Source organism: Pseudomonas sp. H3_E07, assembly GCF_054668895.1.
Genome location: NZ_CP162795.1, coordinates 4,160,592 through 4,180,116, shown reverse-complemented (window position 1 = coordinate 4,180,116; position 19,525 = coordinate 4,160,592). Strand labels below are relative to the sequence as shown.

At 59.9% G+C, this 19,525-nt stretch carries 16 protein-coding genes, 3 tRNA genes and 1 riboswitch; of the genes, 4 read left to right on the top strand and 15 right to left on the bottom strand.

Annotation, left to right across the window (positions count from 1 at the left end; genetic code table 11):
* The first annotated feature begins 9 nt into the window (after nucleotides 1-9).
* Both AB4O08_RS19195 and AB4O08_RS19190 read left to right on the top strand, forming a co-directional pair.
* On the top strand, nucleotides 10-189 hold the full coding sequence (locus AB4O08_RS19195) for a PA3371 family protein (protein ID WP_021491470.1): 180 nt from the start codon (nucleotides 10-12) through the stop codon (nucleotides 187-189).
* Nucleotides 190-575: 386 nt separating this feature from the next.
* Complete coding sequence (locus tag AB4O08_RS19190) at nucleotides 576-902, top strand: Arc family DNA-binding protein (RefSeq protein ID WP_003175643.1); 327 nt, start codon at nucleotides 576-578, stop codon at nucleotides 900-902.
* 102 nt (nucleotides 903-1,004) lie between these two features.
* On the opposite strand, the gene mgtE is transcribed toward AB4O08_RS19190, so the two are convergent.
* The 8 genes from mgtE to ltaE all read right to left on the bottom strand — a co-directional run bounded on the left by mgtE (nucleotide 1,005) and on the right by ltaE (nucleotide 8,744).
* Nucleotides 1,005-2,447, bottom strand: a complete 1,443-nt coding sequence (mgtE, locus tag AB4O08_RS19185; RefSeq protein ID WP_010208332.1) for a magnesium transporter — start codon at nucleotides 2,445-2,447, stop codon at nucleotides 1,005-1,007.
* 340 nt (nucleotides 2,448-2,787) lie between these two features.
* A tRNA-Arg gene (locus AB4O08_RS19180) sits at nucleotides 2,788-2,864 on the bottom strand.
* A gap of 72 nt (nucleotides 2,865-2,936) precedes the next feature.
* Nucleotides 2,937-3,013: transfer RNA gene (locus AB4O08_RS19175), tRNA-Arg, on the bottom strand.
* Between the two features lie 108 nt (nucleotides 3,014-3,121).
* A tRNA-Ser gene (locus AB4O08_RS19170) sits at nucleotides 3,122-3,212 on the bottom strand.
* Between the two features lie 62 nt (nucleotides 3,213-3,274).
* The gene (csrA, locus tag AB4O08_RS19165; RefSeq protein ID WP_003175645.1) at nucleotides 3,275-3,463 is read right to left on the bottom strand and encodes a carbon storage regulator CsrA; all 189 of its coding nucleotides are present in this window, start codon (nucleotides 3,461-3,463) and stop codon (nucleotides 3,275-3,277) included.
* A 174-nt stretch (nucleotides 3,464-3,637) separates the two neighbouring features.
* Entirely contained in the window at nucleotides 3,638-4,879 is a 1,242-nt protein-coding gene (locus tag AB4O08_RS19160; RefSeq protein ID WP_010208327.1) for an aspartate kinase, read from the bottom strand.
* A gap of 95 nt (nucleotides 4,880-4,974) precedes the next feature.
* On the bottom strand, nucleotides 4,975-7,593 hold the full coding sequence (gene alaS, locus AB4O08_RS19155; protein ID WP_021491469.1) for an alanine--tRNA ligase: 2,619 nt from the start codon (nucleotides 7,591-7,593) through the stop codon (nucleotides 4,975-4,977).
* A gap of 146 nt (nucleotides 7,594-7,739) precedes the next feature.
* Nucleotides 7,740-8,744 (bottom strand): low-specificity L-threonine aldolase, encoded by a 1,005-nt coding sequence (gene ltaE, locus AB4O08_RS19150; RefSeq protein ID WP_029529053.1) that lies wholly within the window; start codon nucleotides 8,742-8,744, stop codon nucleotides 7,740-7,742.
* Nucleotides 8,745-8,933: 189 nt separating this feature from the next.
* Nucleotides 8,934-9,103, top strand: a riboswitch (FMN riboswitch).
* A gap of 96 nt (nucleotides 9,104-9,199) precedes the next feature.
* Between ltaE and AB4O08_RS19145 the strand changes: the two genes are divergently transcribed.
* Together AB4O08_RS19145 and AB4O08_RS19140 are read left to right on the top strand one after the other, a co-directional pair.
* The gene (locus AB4O08_RS19145) at nucleotides 9,200-9,706 is read left to right on the top strand and encodes a 6,7-dimethyl-8-ribityllumazine synthase (RefSeq protein ID WP_010208324.1); all 507 of its coding nucleotides are present in this window, start codon (nucleotides 9,200-9,202) and stop codon (nucleotides 9,704-9,706) included.
* 171 nt (nucleotides 9,707-9,877) lie between these two features.
* The gene (locus tag AB4O08_RS19140) at nucleotides 9,878-11,422 is read left to right on the top strand and encodes a M91 family zinc metallopeptidase (protein WP_205517883.1); all 1,545 of its coding nucleotides are present in this window, start codon (nucleotides 9,878-9,880) and stop codon (nucleotides 11,420-11,422) included.
* A gap of 29 nt (nucleotides 11,423-11,451) precedes the next feature.
* Here AB4O08_RS19140 and astE read toward each other — a convergent pair whose 3' ends face one another.
* The 7 genes from astE to AB4O08_RS19105 all read right to left on the bottom strand — a co-directional run bounded on the left by astE (nucleotide 11,452) and on the right by AB4O08_RS19105 (nucleotide 19,325).
* Complete coding sequence (astE, locus tag AB4O08_RS19135) at nucleotides 11,452-12,456, bottom strand: succinylglutamate desuccinylase (RefSeq protein WP_460114279.1); 1,005 nt, start codon at nucleotides 12,454-12,456, stop codon at nucleotides 11,452-11,454.
* An 11-nt stretch (nucleotides 12,457-12,467) separates the two neighbouring features.
* Nucleotides 12,468-12,758, bottom strand: coding sequence for a hypothetical protein (locus AB4O08_RS19130; RefSeq protein WP_003214319.1), 291 nt, complete (start codon nucleotides 12,756-12,758; stop codon nucleotides 12,468-12,470).
* Between the two features lie 39 nt (nucleotides 12,759-12,797).
* On the bottom strand, nucleotides 12,798-14,144 hold the full coding sequence (gene astB, locus AB4O08_RS19125; RefSeq protein WP_010208320.1) for an N-succinylarginine dihydrolase: 1,347 nt from the start codon (nucleotides 14,142-14,144) through the stop codon (nucleotides 12,798-12,800).
* A gap of 152 nt (nucleotides 14,145-14,296) precedes the next feature.
* A complete protein-coding gene (gene astD, locus AB4O08_RS19120; RefSeq protein ID WP_162483030.1) occupies nucleotides 14,297-15,766 on the bottom strand; it encodes a succinylglutamate-semialdehyde dehydrogenase in 1,470 nt (489 codons plus the stop codon).
* Nucleotides 15,763-16,788 carry an arginine N-succinyltransferase gene (gene astA, locus AB4O08_RS19115; RefSeq protein ID WP_460114278.1) on the bottom strand — a complete coding sequence of 342 codons (1,026 nt, stop codon included), beginning with the start codon at nucleotides 16,786-16,788 and terminating at the stop codon, nucleotides 15,763-15,765. Before astA ends, astD begins: the two co-directional genes overlap by 4 nt.
* A 51-nt stretch (nucleotides 16,789-16,839) precedes the next feature.
* On the bottom strand, nucleotides 16,840-17,859 hold the full coding sequence (gene aruF, locus AB4O08_RS19110) for an arginine/ornithine succinyltransferase subunit alpha (protein ID WP_003175655.1): 1,020 nt from the start codon (nucleotides 17,857-17,859) through the stop codon (nucleotides 16,840-16,842).
* 245 nt (nucleotides 17,860-18,104) lie between these two features.
* Nucleotides 18,105-19,325, bottom strand: a complete 1,221-nt coding sequence (locus tag AB4O08_RS19105) for an aspartate aminotransferase family protein (RefSeq protein WP_460114277.1) — start codon at nucleotides 19,323-19,325, stop codon at nucleotides 18,105-18,107.
* Nucleotides 19,326-19,525: the final 200 nt, after the last annotated feature.

Sequence of the window (19,525 nt, the reverse complement as noted above, 5' to 3'; positions counted from 1 at the left end):
GAACCTCTGATGAACAAATTTGCCTGGCTGTTTTTGTGCCTGACCGCCGTAACAGGCATTCTGGGCTTGAACGCCGAACCCTCAGACAGCCAAACGACGGCCTTCATTGCCAGCGGCGTGTTCGCCAGCCTATCGCTGCTCACCTTGATCATGGGTCGACGCATCAAATTCGATCCAGTCCTGCGCTAACGCCCTGCCCCTCCCCCTACCTTATGTCGCCTCAGCCTCGCTAATCGGCAAATTGCCACTAGTCTTAAAGTTAAGGGCAAAAGGCCACTTTGCTATAGGATGTGCGGCCTCAAACCCTGTGGTGGCATGGACTTACGGGAAGTTCCCGTGAAGCTTCACGGGTGGCAAAGTTTTCCAACCAGTCCGCAAAAATGCAAATGAGTGCTGGCATAAAGCCTTTAGGCAGTTCAATATTTGTCACAGAATTGACGCCAAGGAAATGTCAAATCTGAGGCATGATGCGGCCTCTTTGCAATTCAGGTTGAACTTTGGTCGTGAGCCTTGTCTTAACACTCATCTTGCGGCCAATTCCAAAAACCGCTCCCCTGAACTAACCGGTTAAATATATGCGCCCATTGAAACAGGCAATTTATTCCAGCCGTACGGCTGACAAGTTCGTCGTACGTCTGCCAGACGGAATGCGGGAACGCATTGCCGAGGTGGCTCGCAATCATCACCGCAGCATGAACTCCGAAATCATCGCGCGCCTGGAACAAAGCCTCATTCAGGAAGGTGCGCTGGGCGACGAGTTGAGCATGCGCCTGGACAGCCCCGAGCTGTCGCTGCACGAACGCGAACTGCTGCAGCGTTTTCGTCAGCTCTCCCACCGCCAGCAAAATGCTCTCGTCTCGCTTATCGCGCACGACGTTGAGGCGGCCGCAGAAGCCAATTGATTTGCAACTGAAAGCCGAAGCCAGCCATGTGCTGGCTTTTTTTTGCATGCCATTCGGGAAAAGGGTGTGAAGCGGGGGCAGATTTGCCCCCGCTGGATGGAATCAGAGCAGGAAGATCGTTGCCAAGCCGAGGAAGATGAAGAAGCCACCACTGTCGGTCATGGCCGTGATCATCACACTGGCGCCCATTGCCGGGTCGCGTCCAAGGCGGGCCAGGGTCATCGGGATTAACACCCCCATCAGCGCGGCCAACAGCAGGTTGAGGGTCATGGCGGCGGTCATCACCACGCCGAGCGACCAACTGCCATACAGCAAGTAGGCCACCACACCGATCACGCCACCCCACACCAGGCCGTTGATCAGGCCGACCGCCAACTCTTTGCGCAGCAGGCGCGACGAGTTCGCCGTACTCACTTGGTCCAGCGCCATGGCACGCACAATCATGGTAATCGTCTGGTTACCCGAGTTGCCGCCGATCCCGGCCACAATCGGCATGAGCGCTGCGAGCGCCACCAGCTTCTCGATCGAACCTTCGAACAGTCCAATAACCCGCGACGCGATGAAGGCAGTGATCAGGTTAATGGCCAGCCACGCCCAACGGTTATGCAGGGAACGCCAAACCGAGGCAAAAATATCTTCCTCTTCACGCAAACCTGCCATGTTGAGGACTTCGGTCTCACTCTCTTCACGAATCAGGTCGACCATTTCATCGATGGTCAAACGACCGATCAGCTTGCCGTTCTTGTCCACCACCGGCGCCGAGATCAAGTCATAACGCTCAAACGCCTGAGCAGCCTCGTACGCGTCTTCATCCGGATGGAAACTCACCGGGTCGCTGGCCATGACGTCGGCCACTTTCTTCTCAGGGTCGTTGACCAGCAGGCGCTTGATCGGCAACACGCCTTTGAGAATGCCTTCGTAATCGACCACGAACAGCTTGTCGGTATGACCCGGCAACTCTTTGAGACGACGCAGGTAACGCAAGACCACTTCCAAACTGACGTCTTCGCGGATGGTGACCATCTCGAAGTCCATCAGGGCGCCGACCTGGTCCTCGTCGTAGGACAACGCGGAGCGCACACGCTCACGCTGCTGGCCATCGAGGGCTTCCATCAGCTCATGGACAACATCACGGGGCAGTTCGGGGGCCAGGTCAGCCAGTTCGTCGGCGTCCATCTCCCTGGCCGCCGCCAAGAGCTCGTGATCGTCCATGTCGGCGATCAGGGTTTCACGGACCGAGTCGGATACTTCGAGCAGGATGTCGCCGTCGCGGTCGGCCTTGACCAACTGCCAGAGGGTCAGTCGATCGTCCAGCGGCAAGGCTTCGAGAATGTAGGCGACGTCGGCGGAGTGCAGGTCGTCGAGCTTGCGTTGCAGCTCAACGAGGTTTTGCCGGTGAACCAGGTTTTCGACCAGGTTGTTGTTCGGGCCATCCTGGCGATGCGTAAGGTCTTCGACCACACGCTGGCGCTGCAGCAGCTCGATGACTTGAGCCAGGCGATCCTGCAGGCTTTCTTGTGTTTTCTTTACTTCTACTTCGGTCATAGGCGAACTCCACTCCCAGCAGCGGGGCACGCCGGAAGGATCAATCAGTCAATTCATGATTGGTAAAACGGGGTACTGAGTAACTACTGGGTAAGTCCATGGAGGCATTCCACAAGCCCCGGCGGGGCTGACGGGCGCAATGATACACCGCCCGGCCACTTTAAACGTCAAAAAACTGGAAAGAACAAGCGCTTGCGAGCCAAAGCTGAGCATTGGCTGCATCTATGAACTGCGACGACGCAGTGCGGAAGGAAAACACATGGAGGCGAGAGAAAAACGAAAAATCCTACACAAACCCCAGACGGCAAAAAGCCCGCACTAGGCGGGCTTTTTGTTTGTATGGTGCACTCGACAGGATTCGAACCTGTGACCGCTCGGTTCGTAGCCGAGTACTCTATCCAGCTGAGCTACGAGTGCAGATTGTGTTTTTAGACCAGATCACAACTGGTTGTAACCGAATCACCTGCATTGCTGCAACTGACTCTTAAATGGTGCACTCGACAGGATTCGAACCTGTGACCGCTCGGTTCGTAGCCGAGTACTCTATCCAGCTGAGCTACGAGTGCATTTGTTGCCGCGCATTATAGGCCGTTCAATCTCTATGTAAAGCTATTTTTTCGTTTAGTTTCAACAACTTACCGAAAAAACCAGATTGCAACGTACTAAGCAAATAATGGCGGAGAACGGGGGATTCGAACCCCCGACACCCTTTTGAGGTGTACTCCCTTAGCAGGGGAGCGCCTTCGGCCACTCGGCCAGCTCTCCGCAACACGGGGCGTATATTAACCACGTTCATCCCCGTTTGCAAACATAAAAAACGATAAAAATTAAAGGCTTGGTTCTTCGTCCTTCTCTTTCTTGATCCGCAGGTAGATTTCCTCGCGGTGTACCGCCACCTCTTTCGGAGCGTTAACCCCGATACGCACTTGATTGCCTTTGACGCCGAGCACGGTCACGGTGATTTCGCCATCACCGATAATCAGGCTTTCTGCGCAACGACGAGTCAGAATCAGCATACCTTTCTCCTCACGCATTTCAGTTCAGGAACAACAGTCTGCAAAAAAAAGGCCTTCGACCTACAACCCAAAGGCCATAGTCCTACCGCCTAAGTATTGTCGAGCGCACGCAAAAGAACATGCGCCCTACAAAAAAAGGAAAGGCGCGGTAAACCGCGCCTTTCTGGCACTTCGTCACTCGCCCTGTCGGGCCGGAGCGTCCAGCTCAAAAGCGGTATGCAGCGCGCGTACAGCCAGTTCCAGGTACTTCTCTTCAATCACCACCGAGACCTTGATTTCCGAAGTGGAGATCATCTGGATGTTGATGCTTTCCTTGGCCAGGGCTTCGAACATACGGCTGGCAACGCCGGCATGGGAACGCATGCCCACACCCACGATCGACACCTTGGCAATCTTGGTATCGCCGACCACTTCACGGGCGCCGATTTCCTTCGCCGTGTTCTGCAGGATCCGCTCCGCCGCATCGTACTCGTTGCGGTGCACGGTGAAGGTGAAATCGGTGGTGTTATCGTGCGAAACGTTCTGCACGATCATGTCGACTTCAATGTTCGCGCCGCTGATCGGGCCCAGGATCTTGAACGCCACGCCCGGGGTGTCCGGCACGCCACGGATAGTCAGCTTGGCTTCATCACGGTTGAAAGCGATACCGGAAATGATCGGCTGTTCCATGGATTCCTCTTCATCAATAGTAATGAGGGTGCCCGGACCCTCTTTGAAGCTGTGCAATACGCGCAGCGGAACGTTGTACTTGCCGGCGAATTCCACCGCACGGATCTGCAAAACCTTGGAACCGAGGCTGGCCATTTCCAGCATCTCTTCAAAGGTGATCTTGTCCAGGCGCTGAGCCACGGACACCACACGCGGGTCAGTGGTGTAGACACCGTCCACATCGGTGTAGATCTGGCATTCATCGGCCTTGAGCGCCGCTGCCAGCGCCACGCCTGTGGTGTCCGAACCGCCACGGCCGAGGGTGGTGATGTTGCCCTGCTCGTCCACACCCTGGAAGCCCGCTACCACTACCACGCGACCGGCTTTCAGATCCGTACGGATTTTCTGATCGTCGATCTGCAGAATGCGCGCCTTGGTATGCGCGCTGTCGGTAAGGATGCGTACCTGGCTGCCAGTGTAGGACACCGCCGGCACACCGCGCTTGTTCAGCGCCATGGCCAGCAAGGCGATGGTCACCTGCTCGCCGGTGGACACGATCACGTCCAGCTCACGCGGGAGCGGCTGTTGATCACCACTGATTGCCTTGGCCAGATCGATCAGGCGATTGGTCTCGCCGCTCATCGCCGACAGCACCACCACCAGGTCGTCGCCGGCATCGCGGAATTTCTTAACCTTGTCGGCCACCTGCTCGATTCTTTCGACAGAGCCGACCGAGGTGCCTCCAAATTTCTGTACGATCAAAGCCATTTCTAAGCCGCCTCAGCCCGTAAAGGGGCGCCTAATATTCAATCAACCAGCACCGAACAGGCCCGTGACTAGATCACGGGCCGGTTAACAATGCCTTAAATACCTGCCTCGACAAATGGCACGGTCAGGGCCAGGGCTGCGTCCAGGGCACCGGCGTCGACACCACCGCCTTGCGCCATGTCCGGACGACCACCGCCCTTCCCGCCCACTGCCGCGGCGGCTTGCTTCATCAAATCACCGGCCTTGAGTTGGCCAGTCAGGTCCTTGGTTACGCCGGCAACCAGAACGACCTTATCCTCATGGACACCGCCGAGCAGGATCACTGCGCGGCCGAGCTTGTTCTTCAACTGATCGACCAAAGCCAACAGCGCCTTGCCGTCCTGACCGTCCAGGCGTGCAGCCAGGACTTTCACATCCTTGACGTCCACCGCAGAAGCCGACAGATCGTCGCCTGCCGCGCTGGCCGCCTTGGCTTGCAACTGCTCCAGCTGTTTCTCCAGCGCGCGGTTGCGCTCCAGCACAGCGGACAGTTTGTCGATCAGGTTGTCGCGGCTGCCCTTGACCAGGCTGGCCGCTTCCTTGAGTTGTTCTTCAGCCGCATTGAGGTAGGCCAGGGCCGCAGCGCCGGTGACTGCCTCGATACGACGCACACCGGACGCCACGCCACCTTCGCTGATGATCTTCAGCAGGGCGATGTCGCCGGTACGGTTGGCGTGGATACCGCCACACAGTTCTACCGAGAAATCGCCGCCCATGCTCAATACGCGCACGCTGTCGCCGTACTTCTCGCCGAACAGCGCCATGGCGCCCTTGGCCTTGGCGGTCTCGATATCGGTTTCTTCGGTTTCGACTGCAGTGTTCTTGCGAATCTCGGCGTTGACGATGTCTTCCAGGGCCTTGATCTGCTCCGGCTTGATCGCTTCAAAGTGGCTGAAGTCGAAGCGCAGGCGCTGGCTGTCGACCAACGACCCTTTCTGCTGGACGTGCTCGCCCAGTACCTGGCGCAGCGCGGCGTGCAGCAAGTGCGTGGCCGAATGGTTCAGCGAGGTGGCGTGGCGCACATCGGCGTCCACTTGCGCCTCGACCGGCGAACCGACGGTCAGGCTGCCCGACGCCAACACACCGTGGTGCAGGAACGCGCCGCCCGTCTTGGTGGTGTCGCGTACGTCAAAACGTCCGGACGAGGCTTCAAGGAAACCGCAGTCGCCGATCTGGCCACCGGACTCGGCGTAGAACGGCGTCTGGTCCAGAACCACCACGCCGTCATCCCCTTCGTTCAATACGTCGACCGACTGGCCTTCCTTATAGAGAGCAACCACTTTGGCCGCACCACGGGTGGCCTTGTAGCCGGTGAATTCGGTGGCCACGTCAACCTTGACCAGGCTGTTGTAGTCCATGCCGAACGAGCTGGCCGAACGTGCGCGCACACGCTGGGCTTCCATCTCGCGTTCGAAACCTTCCTCGTCGAGGGTCAGGTTGCGCTCACGGGCGATGTCGCCGGTCAAGTCCATCGGGAAACCGTAGGTGTCGTAGAGCTTGAACACTACGTCGCCCGGCACGACGGAGCCTTGCAGGTTGGCAAGGTCCTGCTCAAGGATCTTCAGGCCCTGTTCCAGGGTCTTGGCGAACTGCTCTTCTTCAGCTTTGAGCACGCGCTCGATATGCGCCTGGTTCTGCTTGAGTTCCGGGAAGGCTTCGCCCATCTCGGCCACCAGGGCCGCGACGATCTGATAGAAGAAGCTGCCGTTGGCACCCAGCTTGTTACCGTGACGGCAAGCACGACGGATGATGCGACGCAGCACATAGCCACGGCCTTCGTTGGACGGCAGCACGCCGTCGGCAATCAGGAAGCCGCAGGACCGGATATGGTCAGCCACGACTTTCAGCGAGGCCTGGTCTTCATTGGTGCAACCAATGGCCTTGGCCGCCGCGGCCAGCAGGCTTTGGAACAGGTCGATCTCGTAGTTGGAATGCACGTGCTGCATCACCGCACTGATCCGCTCCAGGCCCATACCGGTATCCACCGACGGCGCTGGCAACGGATGCAACACGCCGTCGGCGGTGCGGTTGAACTGCATGAACACGTTGTTCCAGATCTCGATGTAACGGTCGCCGTCCTCCTCTGGCGAGCCCGGTGGGCCGCCCCAGATGTCGGCGCCGTGGTCGTAGAAGATCTCGGTGCAAGGGCCGCACGGACCGGTATCGCCCATGGTCCAGAAGTTGTCGGAGGCGTATGGAGCGCCTTTGTTGTCACCGATGCGCACCATGCGCTCAGCCGGCACGCCGACTTCTTTGGTCCAAATGTCGTAGGCCTCGTCATCGCTGGCGTAGACGGTAACCCAGAGTTTTTCCTTGGGCAGCTTCAGCACGCCGGTGAGGAAGGTCCAGGCGAAGTTGATCGCGTCTTGCTTGAAATAATCGCCAAAGCTGAAGTTGCCGAGCATTTCGAAAAAAGTGTGGTGACGGGCGGTGTAGCCGACGTTTTCCAGGTCGTTGTGCTTGCCACCGGCGCGGACGCATTTCTGGCTGCTGACGGCGCGGGTGTACGCGCGCTTTTCCTGGCCCAGGAAGCAGTCCTTGAACTGGTTCATCCCCGCGTTGGTGAACAGCAGGGTTGGGTCATTGCCTGGGATCAAGGAGCTGGAGGCGACACGGGTGTGACCTTGCTCTTCGAAGAAGCGAAGGAAGGCTTCACGGATTTCTGCGCTTTTCATTAGGTTCTTCCACGGAGGCTGCGGCCAAAGGCCAGTGCGCAACATCATCAGACGGAGCGACGGCAAAGGGCCGCATTATATCGGCCCTTTGCCGGTGGTACAGCGTGTTTATACGATTGAAACGTTCAATTAGACGGTCTGCACTGTCATTTCCGCGAAAATTCGACGAATGTCTGCGCGACGCGCTCGATCTGCGCCCGACTGACATCCAAATGCGTGACCATGCGCAGGCGCGGGGCGGCGCTCAACGTGATACCGCGTTCGGCGGCAAACGCCTTCAAGGCCTGGGCCTGGTCACCGATCTGCACATAGACCATGTTGGTCTGCACGGGCTCCACCTCATAACCGGCCTGGCGCAAGGCGTCGCCCAGCCAGTGGGCATTGGCGTGATCCTCCGCAAGACGCTGAACCTGATGATCCAAGGCGTACAACCCGGCCGCCGCCAGTGAACCGGCCTGGCGCATGCCACCGCCCACCATCTTGCGCAGGCGCCGGGCCTTGGCGATCAACGCCGTGGAACCGCACAACACCGAGCCAATCGGTGCGCCCAGGCCTTTGGACAGGCACACCGACACCGAATCGAAATGTTGGGCGATCTCGCGCGCATCCACCCCCAGCTTGACCGCCGCGTTGTAGAGCCGCGCGCCATCCAGATGCAGGGCCAGGTCATGCTCACGGGTGAACGCCCGCGCCTTTGCCAGGTAATCCAGCGGCAATACCTTGCCTTGCATGGTGTTTTCCAGCGCCAGCAAACGGGTGCGGGCGAAATGGAAGTCGTCGGGCTTGATCGCCGCGAGCACCTGGTCCAGGTCCAGCGAACCATCGGCCTGCACTTCCAGTGGTTGCGGCTGGATCGAACCGAGCACCGCCGCGCCACCGCCTTCGTATTTGTAGGTATGGGCCTGCTGACCGACGATGTACTCCTCGCCGCGCTCACAGTGGGCCATCAACGCCAACAGGTTGCTCATGGTGCCCGTCGGCACGAACAAGGCGGCGGCAAAGCCCAGGCGCTTGGCCAGTTCGGCTTCGAGGCGATTGACGCTGGGGTCCTCGCCATACACGTCATCGCCGCTGACGGCGGTGGCCATCGCGTCCCGCATGCCGGGGGTGGGTTGGGTCACGGTGTCGCTGCGCAGGTCGATCACAGACATGAAACAAGCCTCTGAGAAGTATTAAATTTCTTGTATCGATGATTACTGCGGGCAAAGCCTCGGAATATCAAGCCCCATCGTTGCTCAATCGAATACCAACCAAACAAACCGATATAGCTTATCGATACAGCGATCGTGCAGTTTTTGAAAAACCATGTTAAAAACTCTCCGCCGCCAGGGTTCTGGCGGCAACGTTCTCAGGGCGGGGTGCAATTCCCCACCGGCGGTAATTACACGCAATGTGTATAGCCCGCGAGCGCTTGGCGCCTCGAACTGCTCATGCAGGACGGCGGCAAGGTCAGCAGACCCGGTGTGATCCCGGGGCCGACGGTCATAGTCCGGATGAAGAGAGAACGGGATTGGCACCTAAGGGCCGCGCACCTATTGTGTTCGCGTACCCTTAAATCCCATTCGATTCATAACGCCCTGTTTTTTTCTTAAACAGGAGTCAGAACATGCAACCTACCGCAATCGATAGCAAAAGCAAAAACCACCACGGCGAGCGCGTCGCGTTTATCCAGGCCTGCTGGCACAAGGATATTGTCGACCAATCGCGCAAAGGCTTCCTCGCCGAAATGATCGCCCAGGGCTACCAGGAATCGGACATCGATTTCTTCGAAGTCGGCGGCGCCTTTGAAATGCCCCTGCACGCCAAGCTGCTTGCCAAGACCGGTCGCTACGCCGGCATCGTTGCTGCCGCACTGGTGGTCGACGGTGGCATCTACCGCCACGAATTCGTTGCCCAATCGGTGGTGAGCGGCCTGATGCAGGTTCAGCTGGAAACCGAAGTGCCGGTGTTCTCGGTGTCCCTGACCCCGCATCACTTCCACGCCGGCAGCGAACACCAGACCTTCTTCTACGAGCACTTTGTGCACAAAGGCCAGGAAGCTGCACGTACCTGCGCCGACACGCTGCACAAGGTGCGCGCGATCCGTCGCAGTGAGCAAAAACTGGCCGTCTGACCCCCTCAGCCCGTCAAAGAAACGCCCCGGCAAGTGCTCTTGCCGGGGCGTTTTTTTATTGGGGTCTGGCTTCGCACTAATTAATTACCCCCCTGCCCCCTGCGCCTTTCTATTTAGTAACGCTGACGCGCCGTACCGGCGACATTACTTGTTAGATAGGGAGATCTTCGCATGACCATTGCAGGCCAATACGAACTGGAAATAAACCAGATAACCGCCCAGGGATTCCAGATCATTCATGGGGCAGCCTGGGGGCAGAGACCTGTCCCCCCCAGCAATAACGAGCATCCTGACGCACAGGGGAGCATTGAGGTGCTGCTGCATTCGAGCAACCAACTGACGATCGAACGCAGGGTGAGCGCAGATGCGGATCAACTGATAGTCACCACGCAGGACCACGATGACGTCATTGTTCTGCGAAAGTATGTGCCCGAATCGGGGGCGATTCACACGATTGCCGTCAACCGGTCACACGCCGCGCTGCCGTCCACGACCGTCACGCTTGAGGTCAACGACGCAAAGTACTGCATCATCCCCGCCAGCCGGGATCAGGCGTTGGTGGTCATCACTCAGGGCGGCTCAGACGTTGTGCAGATCGATGACAGGATCGAAAACCCCGTCATCGTTGACACCGGCGAAGGCAACGACTTTGTGATCAGCACTGCTCCCCTTGCCAACATTTCTACCGGACCGGGTCATGACAGCGTGACGGTCTTCCAAGGGTCGAGCCATATCGAAACCGGGCCCGGCGACGATATGATCCAGGCGAAGTTTGATGCCAACATCACTGCGTATGGTGGTCCAGGGGACGATGAAATAGTCGCCGCCGGCGCCTCCTTCATCGATGGTGGCGACGGCAATGACTTCATCATCGGCGGCCACGGCCACAGCATTCTCAGTGGCGGCCCAGGCGACGACCACATCGAAGCCGGCGACGCTACCAACGTCATTTTTGCCGGTGAAGGAAGGAATGAAGTCACCTTGCTCAAGCCTGATGACATGACGTACCACAGCCTCCTGACCGAGCTGTCCATCAAGTTCCCGACCTCATCAGAGGAGTGGGACAGACTGAACGCGTTTGCCCCTGGCGAACCGGCGACGGGCAACCTTCAGGTCGAGCCCGGGAATATCCAGGAGAGCGGAGTGACGGTCGTAGGTAGCCCGCAGTTCGTTGAGCGCATCAACGATGACCTGCGGCTGCTGAACACTTCCCCGACCGGCCGACAACTGCTGGCCGTGCTGCAGATGGCGGCGCTCGAGAGTGGTATCCCGGTTGCGATCAATGAGCTCAGTGACACGCCATCCACCAGGTTCAGCGCTGACCCCGCGACCCGCGACGGTGCGTTTATAGAGAATGGCCATCCAGGCACGCCCTCTTATGGAGGGCAAATAGGGTTGAACACCACTGACACCCGCTCCCATCAACCCAGCATCATCGCGCTGTTCCACCAGCTATGCCACGCGTATAACCACATTACCGGCACGCGACTGCACGGGTTCAGTGAGGCGGCCGCGGACGGCAACCAAGCACGTATTCAGGTTTCCAACGAAGAACTTCAAGCCCTGGGCCTGCCAACGTCCGCCGAACCGTTCGACTTCGATAACGACCCGGCCACCGCCCCAACCACGACCAACCCCGAACCGTTCAGCGAGAACGGCTTGCGCAGGGAGTTGGGCTTGCCGCCGCGCTTGCTGAGTGAGCACTACACCCTCTGAAACCTGCGCTCATCGTCCAGGCATGCGCTTTAAGCCAGGCCTGCCTCGGTGGTCGGCACAATCAGGATGCCCGCGCGCAAGCCATTCTTCACCTTCGGGTTGGGGAAGATAATGCGCGCATCCTCCTCCTCGATCACCCAGCGGGTCTTGGCCACGTCTTCGGCCAACAGGTAGCCCTGGGCCAACGGCGAGAAGTTTTCGACATCGGCGGGCAGGTGCATCAGGAAGGCATCGCTGTGCTTGATGACTTCACGGGAGACGGCAAACAGTTGCAGGCCATCCAGACTCTCGGTTTCGGGCTCGGTGCCTTCGATGAGCTGCTTCAGGCGGGTTTCCAGGCGAAAGACGTCCACGCCCTGGTTCTGCCCGAACGGCCGCGCCTTGCCCAGTTCCAGGGTAAAGGCCTCAGCGTCGAGTTGCTCATAGGTAAACGCAGTGAAGGTGATCGAGGTCTTGTTCTGCAGCAGCACCGCTTGCATGCCGGCAGCGTTCAGGCGTGCCAACTGGTGGCGAGAATGCTGGCGACCGTCCTTCCAGGGGTACAGGGCGAACTGTTCGATCTTCGAGCCACGGATGGCGGTGTGCAGGTCGTAATGCAGGCGCGAACGGCCAGGCAGGCTGAAGAAGCTGCGGGCCAATTGCTCCAGCTCGGCGGCGCGCATGGCTTCGGGACCGATGTTTTTTTCATGACGGCCGTTGAACAGCCGGTTGACGTCCAGTTCGAGGTAACGCTCGCCGCGGCGCATGGCCTCAGGGTTGCCGAACAGGAACAGAATACGGGTGCGGGGCTTGATCTCCCCTCGGGCAATGCCATGCAACAGGCGGTCGAGCAGCTCGATCGGCGCGGTTTCGTTGCCATGGATGCCGGACGACAGCAGCAGGTCGCTGCCGTTGTCCTTCGCCTCAGGCGGGCGCACTTCAAGCGCGCCCTCGCTGAGCCAGCGCATCTGCACGCCGTCGACAGTCAGTTGAATTTTTTGCGCCGGTTCGCGACCGGCGAGGGTCAGTTCAAGCAGTTTGCCAAGGGCGAGCATACGCAGCTTCCTTAGTGGTTGCAGCCTGGGCCGTGGACGTGATCGTCGTCATCACCTTCAACGTCGGCCGGTTCCATTTCCAGTTGCAGGCTCATCAGGTTGGTGGCCAGTGGACGCATCAGCAGGTTGGCGTACTCGGCATCGCCTTCTTCCACGTCCACGCCGATCAGCAGTTGGCCACGGCCATCGTGCTGGATCCAGATTTCCTTGCCCTGCCAGACCACGGCGACGCGGGTGCAGGAGGTTTCCAGCTGGGTGCCGTCGGTGTCTTCAAGAATCAGTTTCAGGGTGTCGGTGGTCATAAATTAGCTCTCAGCCATAGGTCGTAAAAGAAGGTGGCGTTAATTGATCTGGAAAGGATAAACCGAGCCCAGTTTAAGGATTTGCGTCAGTTCATCCAATGCCGTCCGGCACTCCAACAGCAATTGCGGGTCTGCCAGGTCGGTTTCGCGCAGGCTGTCGCGGTAGTGCTTGTCGACCCACTGGGTGAGCGTGTCGTACAACGGCGCGGTCATGATAACGCCTGGATTCACCGCCGCCAGTTCCGTTTCATTCAACGCCACACGTAAACGCAGGCACGCCGGGCCACCGCCGTTCTGCATGCTTTGCTTGAGGTCGAACACCTTCACTTCACGGATCAGGCCACCGGTCGCGGTCAGGCTTTGCAAGTACTGCCAGACGCGCTCGTTGGCGCGGCATTCTTCCGGCACGATCAGCAGCATCGAGCCGTCGGCGCGGCTCAGCAACTGGCTGTTGAACAGGTAGGAACGTACCGCGTCTTCGACACTGACCTGAGCGCGGGGTACGCAGACGGACTGGAAGTTACCGCCCAACTTGCCCAGTTTGCCTTGCAGTTCGGCGAGCATCTGTTCGGTATTGAGAAAGGCATCCTCATGATAGAACAGCACTTCACCGTTACCCACTGCGATCACGTCGTTATGGAACACACCGGCATCGATCACCGCCGGGTTCTGCTGGGCGTACACCACGCCGTCATCTTTCAGGCCATGCAAACGTGCGACGGCTTGAGACGCCTCAAGCGTCTGGCGAGCAGGGTATTTCTGCGGCGCCGGGTAACGGGGATCGAACGCGCTACGACCAAACACGAAGAATTCGACGCCCGCCTCGCCATATTCACGGCAGAAGCGTGTGTGGTTGGCCGCGCCTTCATCACCGAATTGCGCCACGGCCGGCAACGCGGCGTGGTGGGCGAAGTGTTTATCATCGGCAAACATCGCCCCCAGCACGCGACTGGTGGTCGGGTGTTCGATGCTGCGGTGGTACTTGCAGTTGAGGTTGGCGGCGGTGAAATGCACGCGCCCGTCAAAGGTGTCGGCACTTGGGCTGACGGTGGCGGCGTTGGCTACCCACATGCTCGACGCCGAGCAGCTCGCGACCAGCAATGGCATCGCATCCTTGGCCGCCTGCTGGATCACTTGGGCGTCGCTGCCGCTGAAACCCAGGTTGCGCAAGGCAGCCACATCAGGACGTTCCTGAGGCGCCAACACACCTTGGACAAAGCCCATGTCCATCAGGGCTTTCATCTTTTGCAGGCCCTGCAACGCCGCTTCCTTGGGGTTGGAATGCTGTTGGCTGTTGCTCTGGGACGCGACGTTGCCGAAGGACAAGCCGCCGTAGTTATGGGTCGGCCCCACTAGACCGTCAAAATTGACTTCATAGGATTTCATCGGCGAGGCTCCACGAACATCTGTTTTTATAGGCAATCTTCAGCACACCAAAGATCCAATGCGGGAGCGGGCTTGCTCGCGAAAGCGGTGCACCAGTCACCTCATACATCAACTGACAGACCGCATTCGCGAGCAAGCCCGCTTCCACATTTTTAGACCAGTGTTATGCCCGGGGTCAGCGTGGCTGGCAATACCAGGCTCGGGGTCTCAAGCGAGGCCACCGGGTACGCGCAGTAATCCGCGGCGTAATACGCACTGGCGCGATGGTTGCCCGACGCCCCCACCCCACCGAACGGCGCGGTACTGGCGGCGCCGGTCAGCTGTTTGTTCCAGTTGACGATACCGGCGCGGCTTTCCAGCCAGAACTGCTGGTAGCGCGCTTCGGAGTCGGACAACAAACCAGCGGCCAGGCCGTACTGGGTGTTGTTGGCCTCGGCAATCGCCGCTTCAAAATCAGCGTAGCGGATCACCTGCAACAACGGGCCGAACAGCTCCTCGTCTTCGCGCTCGGTGACGCCGGTCACGTCGATGATGCCAGGGGTCAGCAACGCGGCCTGGTCCTGGGGCTGGGTCATCTCCAGCAACGCCACGGCGCCATTGGCCAACATCAGTTCCTGAGCGTCCATCAAGGCCTTGGCCGCTGCGAGGGAGATCACCGAGCCCATGAACGGCGCGGGTTGCTGATCAAATGCGCCCACCTCGATGGTCGAGCTGACCGCCACCAGGCGCGCCAGCAATGCGTCGCCCCAGGCGCCTTCCGGCACCAGCAAGCGGCGCGCACAGGTGCAGCGCTGGCCGGCAGAGATAAACGCCGACTGGATGATGGTGTAGACCGCTGCATCCACGTCGGCCACTTCGTCGACCACGAGCGGGTTGTTGCCGCCCATTTCCAGGGCCAGGATCTTGTCCGGACGCCCGGAGAATTGCTGATGCAGATGATTGCCGGTACGGCTGGAACCGGTGAAGAACAACCCGTCGATACCTGGGTTGGCCGCCAACGCGATGCCGGTTTCCCGCGCGCCTTGCAGCAGGTTCAATACGCCTGCCGGCAATCCGGCTTCGATCCAGCACTGCACGGTCAGCTCGGCAACCTTGGGGGTCAGCTCGCTCGGCTTGAACAGCACGGTATTGCCCGCCAGCAAGGCCGGGACGATATGCCCGTTCGGCAAGTGGCCAGGGAAGTTGTACGGGCCAAACACTGCCACCACACCGTGCGGCTTGTGGCGCAACACCGCAGTGGCGTCGCCCAGGGGGCCGCTCTTCTCGCCGGTACGCTCACGGTAGCTTTGCACCGAGATCGCGATCTTGTTCGCCATGCTGGTGACTTCGGTGGCCGACTCCCACAGCGGCTTGCCGGTTTCTTCCCCGATGCAACGGGCGATATCGTCGGCACGGCTTTTCAGGGTGGCAGCGAAGGCCTCCAGCACACTGATGCGCTCTTCCAGCGGACGCTTGGCCCACGCAGGGAACGCCTGGCGTGCGGCCTGCACAGCGGATTCGACCTGCTCGGCGGTGGCGCCATTGCCGGCCCACAGCACCTGCTGGGTCACCGGGTTGCGCGATTCAAACAGTTCACCCTGGCCGGCCAGCCAGCTCCCTGCGATATACAACGAATTCATTATTTCGACTCCCGAGCAGCGGACAACGGAACGGCACGCACTTGATCACCCACCACCAGTTGCAGGCGCTTGGCGGTCTGTGGATCGACCACCAGCGTGCCTGCCGCCAGACGGGCCGGTGCGGCGGTAATGCGGCACTCTTCACGCTTGCGGTTATGGATCAGGAACGGCGTGGCATCGTCCCCCGGCGTGCCGATGGCCAGCACCAGCGATTGGCTGTCACGCACGGCGCGGATCTTGGTGGTTTCACACTCCACCGCAGGTCCCGCGTCGAAGATGTCGACATAGCCCTGGTAGCTGAAGCCTTCGCTCTTGAGCATGCTCAAGGCGGGCTCAGTGTCCGGGTGGACCTTGCCGATCACATTGCGCGCGTCTTCGGACAGGAAGCAGCTGTACAGGGGAAACTTCGGCATCAGCTCGGCGATAAACGCCTTGTTGCCCACACCGGTGAGGTAATCGGCCTGGCTGAATTCCATCTTGAAGAAGTGCCGACCCAGGCTTTCCCAGAACGGCGAACGCCCGGCGTCGTTAGACACACCGCGCATCTCGGCGATGATCTTGTTGCCAAACAGGTGCGGCAATTCGGCGATAAACAGCAGACGTGCCTTGGCCAGCATGCGGCCGTTGAGGCCGGTGCGGTAATCCGCGTGCAGGAACAACGAACACAGCTCGGAATTGCCGGTGAGGTCGTTGGCCAGGAACAGCGTCGGGATCTCGCGGTAGATATTCAGCTCCTGGGAGGCGCTGACCGTCAGGCCGACCCGGAAGTTGTACCAGGGTTCACGCAGGCCAACGGCGCCGGCAATGGCGGAAATCCCCACCACGCGACCTTCGTCGTTTTCCAGCACGAACAGGTAGTCGGCATCACCACGCCCGGCGTCGCCGCGAAAGGTTTTCTCGGCCCAGCCTACCCGATGGGTCAGGCGCTCCTCGTTGGCCGGCAAGGTGGTGAGGCCAGTGCCGGTGCTGCGCGCCAGATCAATCAGGGCCGGTAAATCGCTGCTGCGTACGGGACGAACGATCATGCTATCTCCTCAGACGGGCCGCTGTTGTCAGCCACCCGCGAAACTCTCTTTTTAAACCGCTACCAGGCGCACGCTCGCGCCTTCGCCAACACCCAGGGCTTCGGCCGCTGCGAGGTCCAACGTCACCGGCTTGCCGGGCGCATAGTCCAGCTCCAGCATCACCGCGCGGTAATCCTGCAACTGTGCGTTGCTCACCAGATACTGGCGGCCGACACCCTTGACCATCTCACCGATCTTCACCGGCACCACGCGGCTCTGGGCAATCGAGCGAATGCCCGAGACCCGTGCATGCAGCGTCGGGCCACCGTCGAAGATGTCGATGTAGTGATCGGTCTCGAAGCCTTCACGCATGAGGATGTCGAAGGTGATCTGCGCACGCGGGTGCACCTGGCCCATGGCTTCCTGGGCTTCGTCCGGCAGCAGCGGCACATAGATCGGGTAATGCGGCATCAATTCGGCGAGGAAGGTGCGGCTTTTCAGCCCGCACAGGCGCTCGGCGGCGGCGTAATTGAGGTCGAAGAAGTTGCGGCCGATGGCGTCCCAGAACGGCGAGTCACCGTTCTCGTCGCTGTAGCCGACGATCTCGGTCACCACAGAGTCGGCAAAGCGCTCGGGATGGCTGGCGACGAACAGCAGGCGGCCACGGGAATTGAGTTCCGACCACGGCGACCCCACCAGCTCCGGCACCACGTAGAAACTGGTGAGCAGGCTGTTGCCGGTAAGGTCGTGGCACTGGGAAAGCACGTGGATCTTGTTGTGGATCTTCAGCTCGCGGGAGGCGTGCACGAAGGTCTCGTTACGGAAGCTGTAGAAGGGTTCCGAGTAGCCAGCCGACGCGACGATGGCCGAGCAGCCGGCGAGCTTGCCGGTCTCGGTGTCTTCGAGCACGAAGAAATAACTCTCTTCGCCGTTGAAACTGACCTCTGCGGCGAAGGATGCTTCGCTGGCGGCGATCTTGTCGCTCAGTCGTTCCACATCGTCCGGCAAGGAGGTGACACCAATCGGGCTGTCCGCAGCCAGACGCTGTACCTCGCCCAGATCAGCCATTTGCGCGGGGCGCATCACCAGCATGGTGTCACTCCTTAACTCGAAAAACTCACAGGAAAAAATGCCGGACACGATCTTGAAAACGGTGAGGTCAAGTGTGGGAGCGGGCTTGCTCGCGAAAGCGCTGTGTCATTCAACATTTGAGGTGACTGAACCACTGCATTCGCGAGCAAGCCCGCTCCCACATTTGATCTCCACCGTTCCAACCAAGGGATCCGGCATACAAAATTTGTGTTCGGCACCGGGATTACCAGGCACCGATCGGTCCATCAGGCTTGCGTCAACGTCTTCACAGCACGTTCAAAACGGTCCAGGCCTTCCTTGATGTCCGCGTCTTCCACCACCAGGCTCGGCGCGAAACGCACCACGTCGGGGCCGGCTTGCAGGATCATCAGGTTTTCTTTCTCGGCCGCGTTGAACACGTCCTTGGCCTTGCCCTTGAACGCGTCGCTCAGCACGCAACCGAGCAGCAGGCCCATGCCGCGCACTTCGGTGAAGATACCGTACTGCTTGCCGATCTGCTCCAGGCGCGCCTTGAACAGGTCGTGCTTGGCATTCACGCCGGCCAGCACTTCAGGGGTGTTGATCACGTCGATCACCGCCTCGGCCACCGCACACGCCAGCGGGTTGCCGCCGTAGGTGGTGCCGTGGGTGCCGACCACCAGGTGCTTGGCCAACGCTTCGGTGGTGAGCATTGCCGCGATCGGGAAACCACCGCCCAGGCTCTTGGCGCTGGTGAGGATGTCCGGGGTCACGCCGTAGTGCTGGTAAGCGAACAGGTGGCCACTGCGGCCCATGCCGGTCTGCACTTCGTCGAACACCAGCAGCGCGTTGTTCGCGTCGCACAAGTCGCGGGCGCCTTGCAGGTAAGCCAGTTCGGCCGGCAGCACGCCGCCTTCGCCCTGGATCGGTTCCAATACAACGGCGCAGGTCTTATCCGACACGGCGGCTTTCAGCGCGTCCAGGTCGTTATAAGGAACGTGGGTGATACCGGTGATTTTAGGACCGAAACCATCGGAGTACTTGGACTGCCCACCGACGTTGACGGTGAACAGGGTACGGCCATGGAAGCTGTTGAGCGCCGCGATGATCTCGTATTTCTCGCTGCCGAAACGGTCGAACGCCACGCGACGGGCCAGCTTGAACGCGGCCTCGTTGGCCTCGGCGCCGGAGTTGCAGAAGAACACACGCTCGGCGAAGGTGGCGCCGATCAGCTTGTGGGCCAGGCGCAGGGCCGGCTCATTGGTGAAGACGTTGGAGACGTGCCACAGCTTGTGGGCCTGTTCGGTCAGCGCACCGACCAGCGCCGGATGGGCATGGCCCAATACGTTGACCGCGATGCCGCCGGCAAAGTCGATCAGCTCGCGACCCGCCTGGTCCCATACGCGCGAACCTTCGCCACGCACAGGGATGAATGCAGCCGGTGCGTAGTTAGGCACCATGACCTGGTCGAAATCGGCACGTTGCACCGGGGCTTGCTCAACGGACATCGGAGTCTCCTGAAGAGGAACGCCTGCCTGGAACTGGCGGGCGATGCAGGGATTGTAAGGACAGTTTTCAGCGCGGCCTTGCCGCCAAGCGACAACTTCTTATAGCGCCAACCCGCGATTTTGGCGGGTTTACGCCAATGCGACAAATAGCGTCGCAATGGCGCAGTTTAAACGCTCGCGTGTCCCAGCGGCAGGTGGTC

Excerpts from the sequence above, each read along its gene's own strand:
- alaS (WP_021491469.1), bottom strand. The coding sequence starts at position 7,593 with ATGAAAAGCGCAGAAATCCGTGAAGCCTTCCTTCGCTTCTTCGAAGAG.
- AB4O08_RS19160 (WP_010208327.1), bottom strand. The coding sequence starts at position 4,879 with ATGGCTTTGATCGTACAGAAATTTGGAGGCACCTCGGTCGGCTCTGTC.
- AB4O08_RS19140 (WP_205517883.1), top strand. The coding sequence starts at position 9,878 with ATGACCATTGCAGGCCAATACGAACTGGAAATAAACCAGATAACCGCC.
- AB4O08_RS19105 (WP_460114277.1), bottom strand. The coding sequence starts at position 19,325 with ATGTCCGTTGAGCAAGCCCCGGTGCAACGTGCCGATTTCGACCAGGTC.
- AB4O08_RS19130 (WP_003214319.1), bottom strand. The coding sequence starts at position 12,758 with ATGACCACCGACACCCTGAAACTGATTCTTGAAGACACCGACGGCACC.
- AB4O08_RS19195 (WP_021491470.1), top strand. The coding sequence starts at position 10 with ATGAACAAATTTGCCTGGCTGTTTTTGTGCCTGACCGCCGTAACAGGC.
- ltaE (WP_029529053.1), bottom strand. The coding sequence starts at position 8,744 with ATGTCTGTGATCGACCTGCGCAGCGACACCGTGACCCAACCCACCCCC.
- aruF (WP_003175655.1), bottom strand. The coding sequence starts at position 17,859 with ATGCTGGTGATGCGCCCCGCGCAAATGGCTGATCTGGGCGAGGTACAG.
- astA (WP_460114278.1), bottom strand. The coding sequence starts at position 16,788 with ATGATCGTTCGTCCCGTACGCAGCAGCGATTTACCGGCCCTGATTGAT.
- astE (WP_460114279.1), bottom strand. The coding sequence starts at position 12,456 with ATGCTCGCCCTTGGCAAACTGCTTGAACTGACCCTCGCCGGTCGCGAA.
- AB4O08_RS19145 (WP_010208324.1), top strand. The coding sequence starts at position 9,200 with ATGCAACCTACCGCAATCGATAGCAAAAGCAAAAACCACCACGGCGAG.
- csrA (WP_003175645.1), bottom strand. The coding sequence starts at position 3,463 with ATGCTGATTCTGACTCGTCGTTGCGCAGAAAGCCTGATTATCGGTGAT.
- AB4O08_RS19190 (WP_003175643.1), top strand. The coding sequence starts at position 576 with ATGCGCCCATTGAAACAGGCAATTTATTCCAGCCGTACGGCTGACAAG.
- astB (WP_010208320.1), bottom strand. The coding sequence starts at position 14,144 with ATGAAATCCTATGAAGTCAATTTTGACGGTCTAGTGGGGCCGACCCAT.
- mgtE (WP_010208332.1), bottom strand. The coding sequence starts at position 2,447 with ATGACCGAAGTAGAAGTAAAGAAAACACAAGAAAGCCTGCAGGATCGC.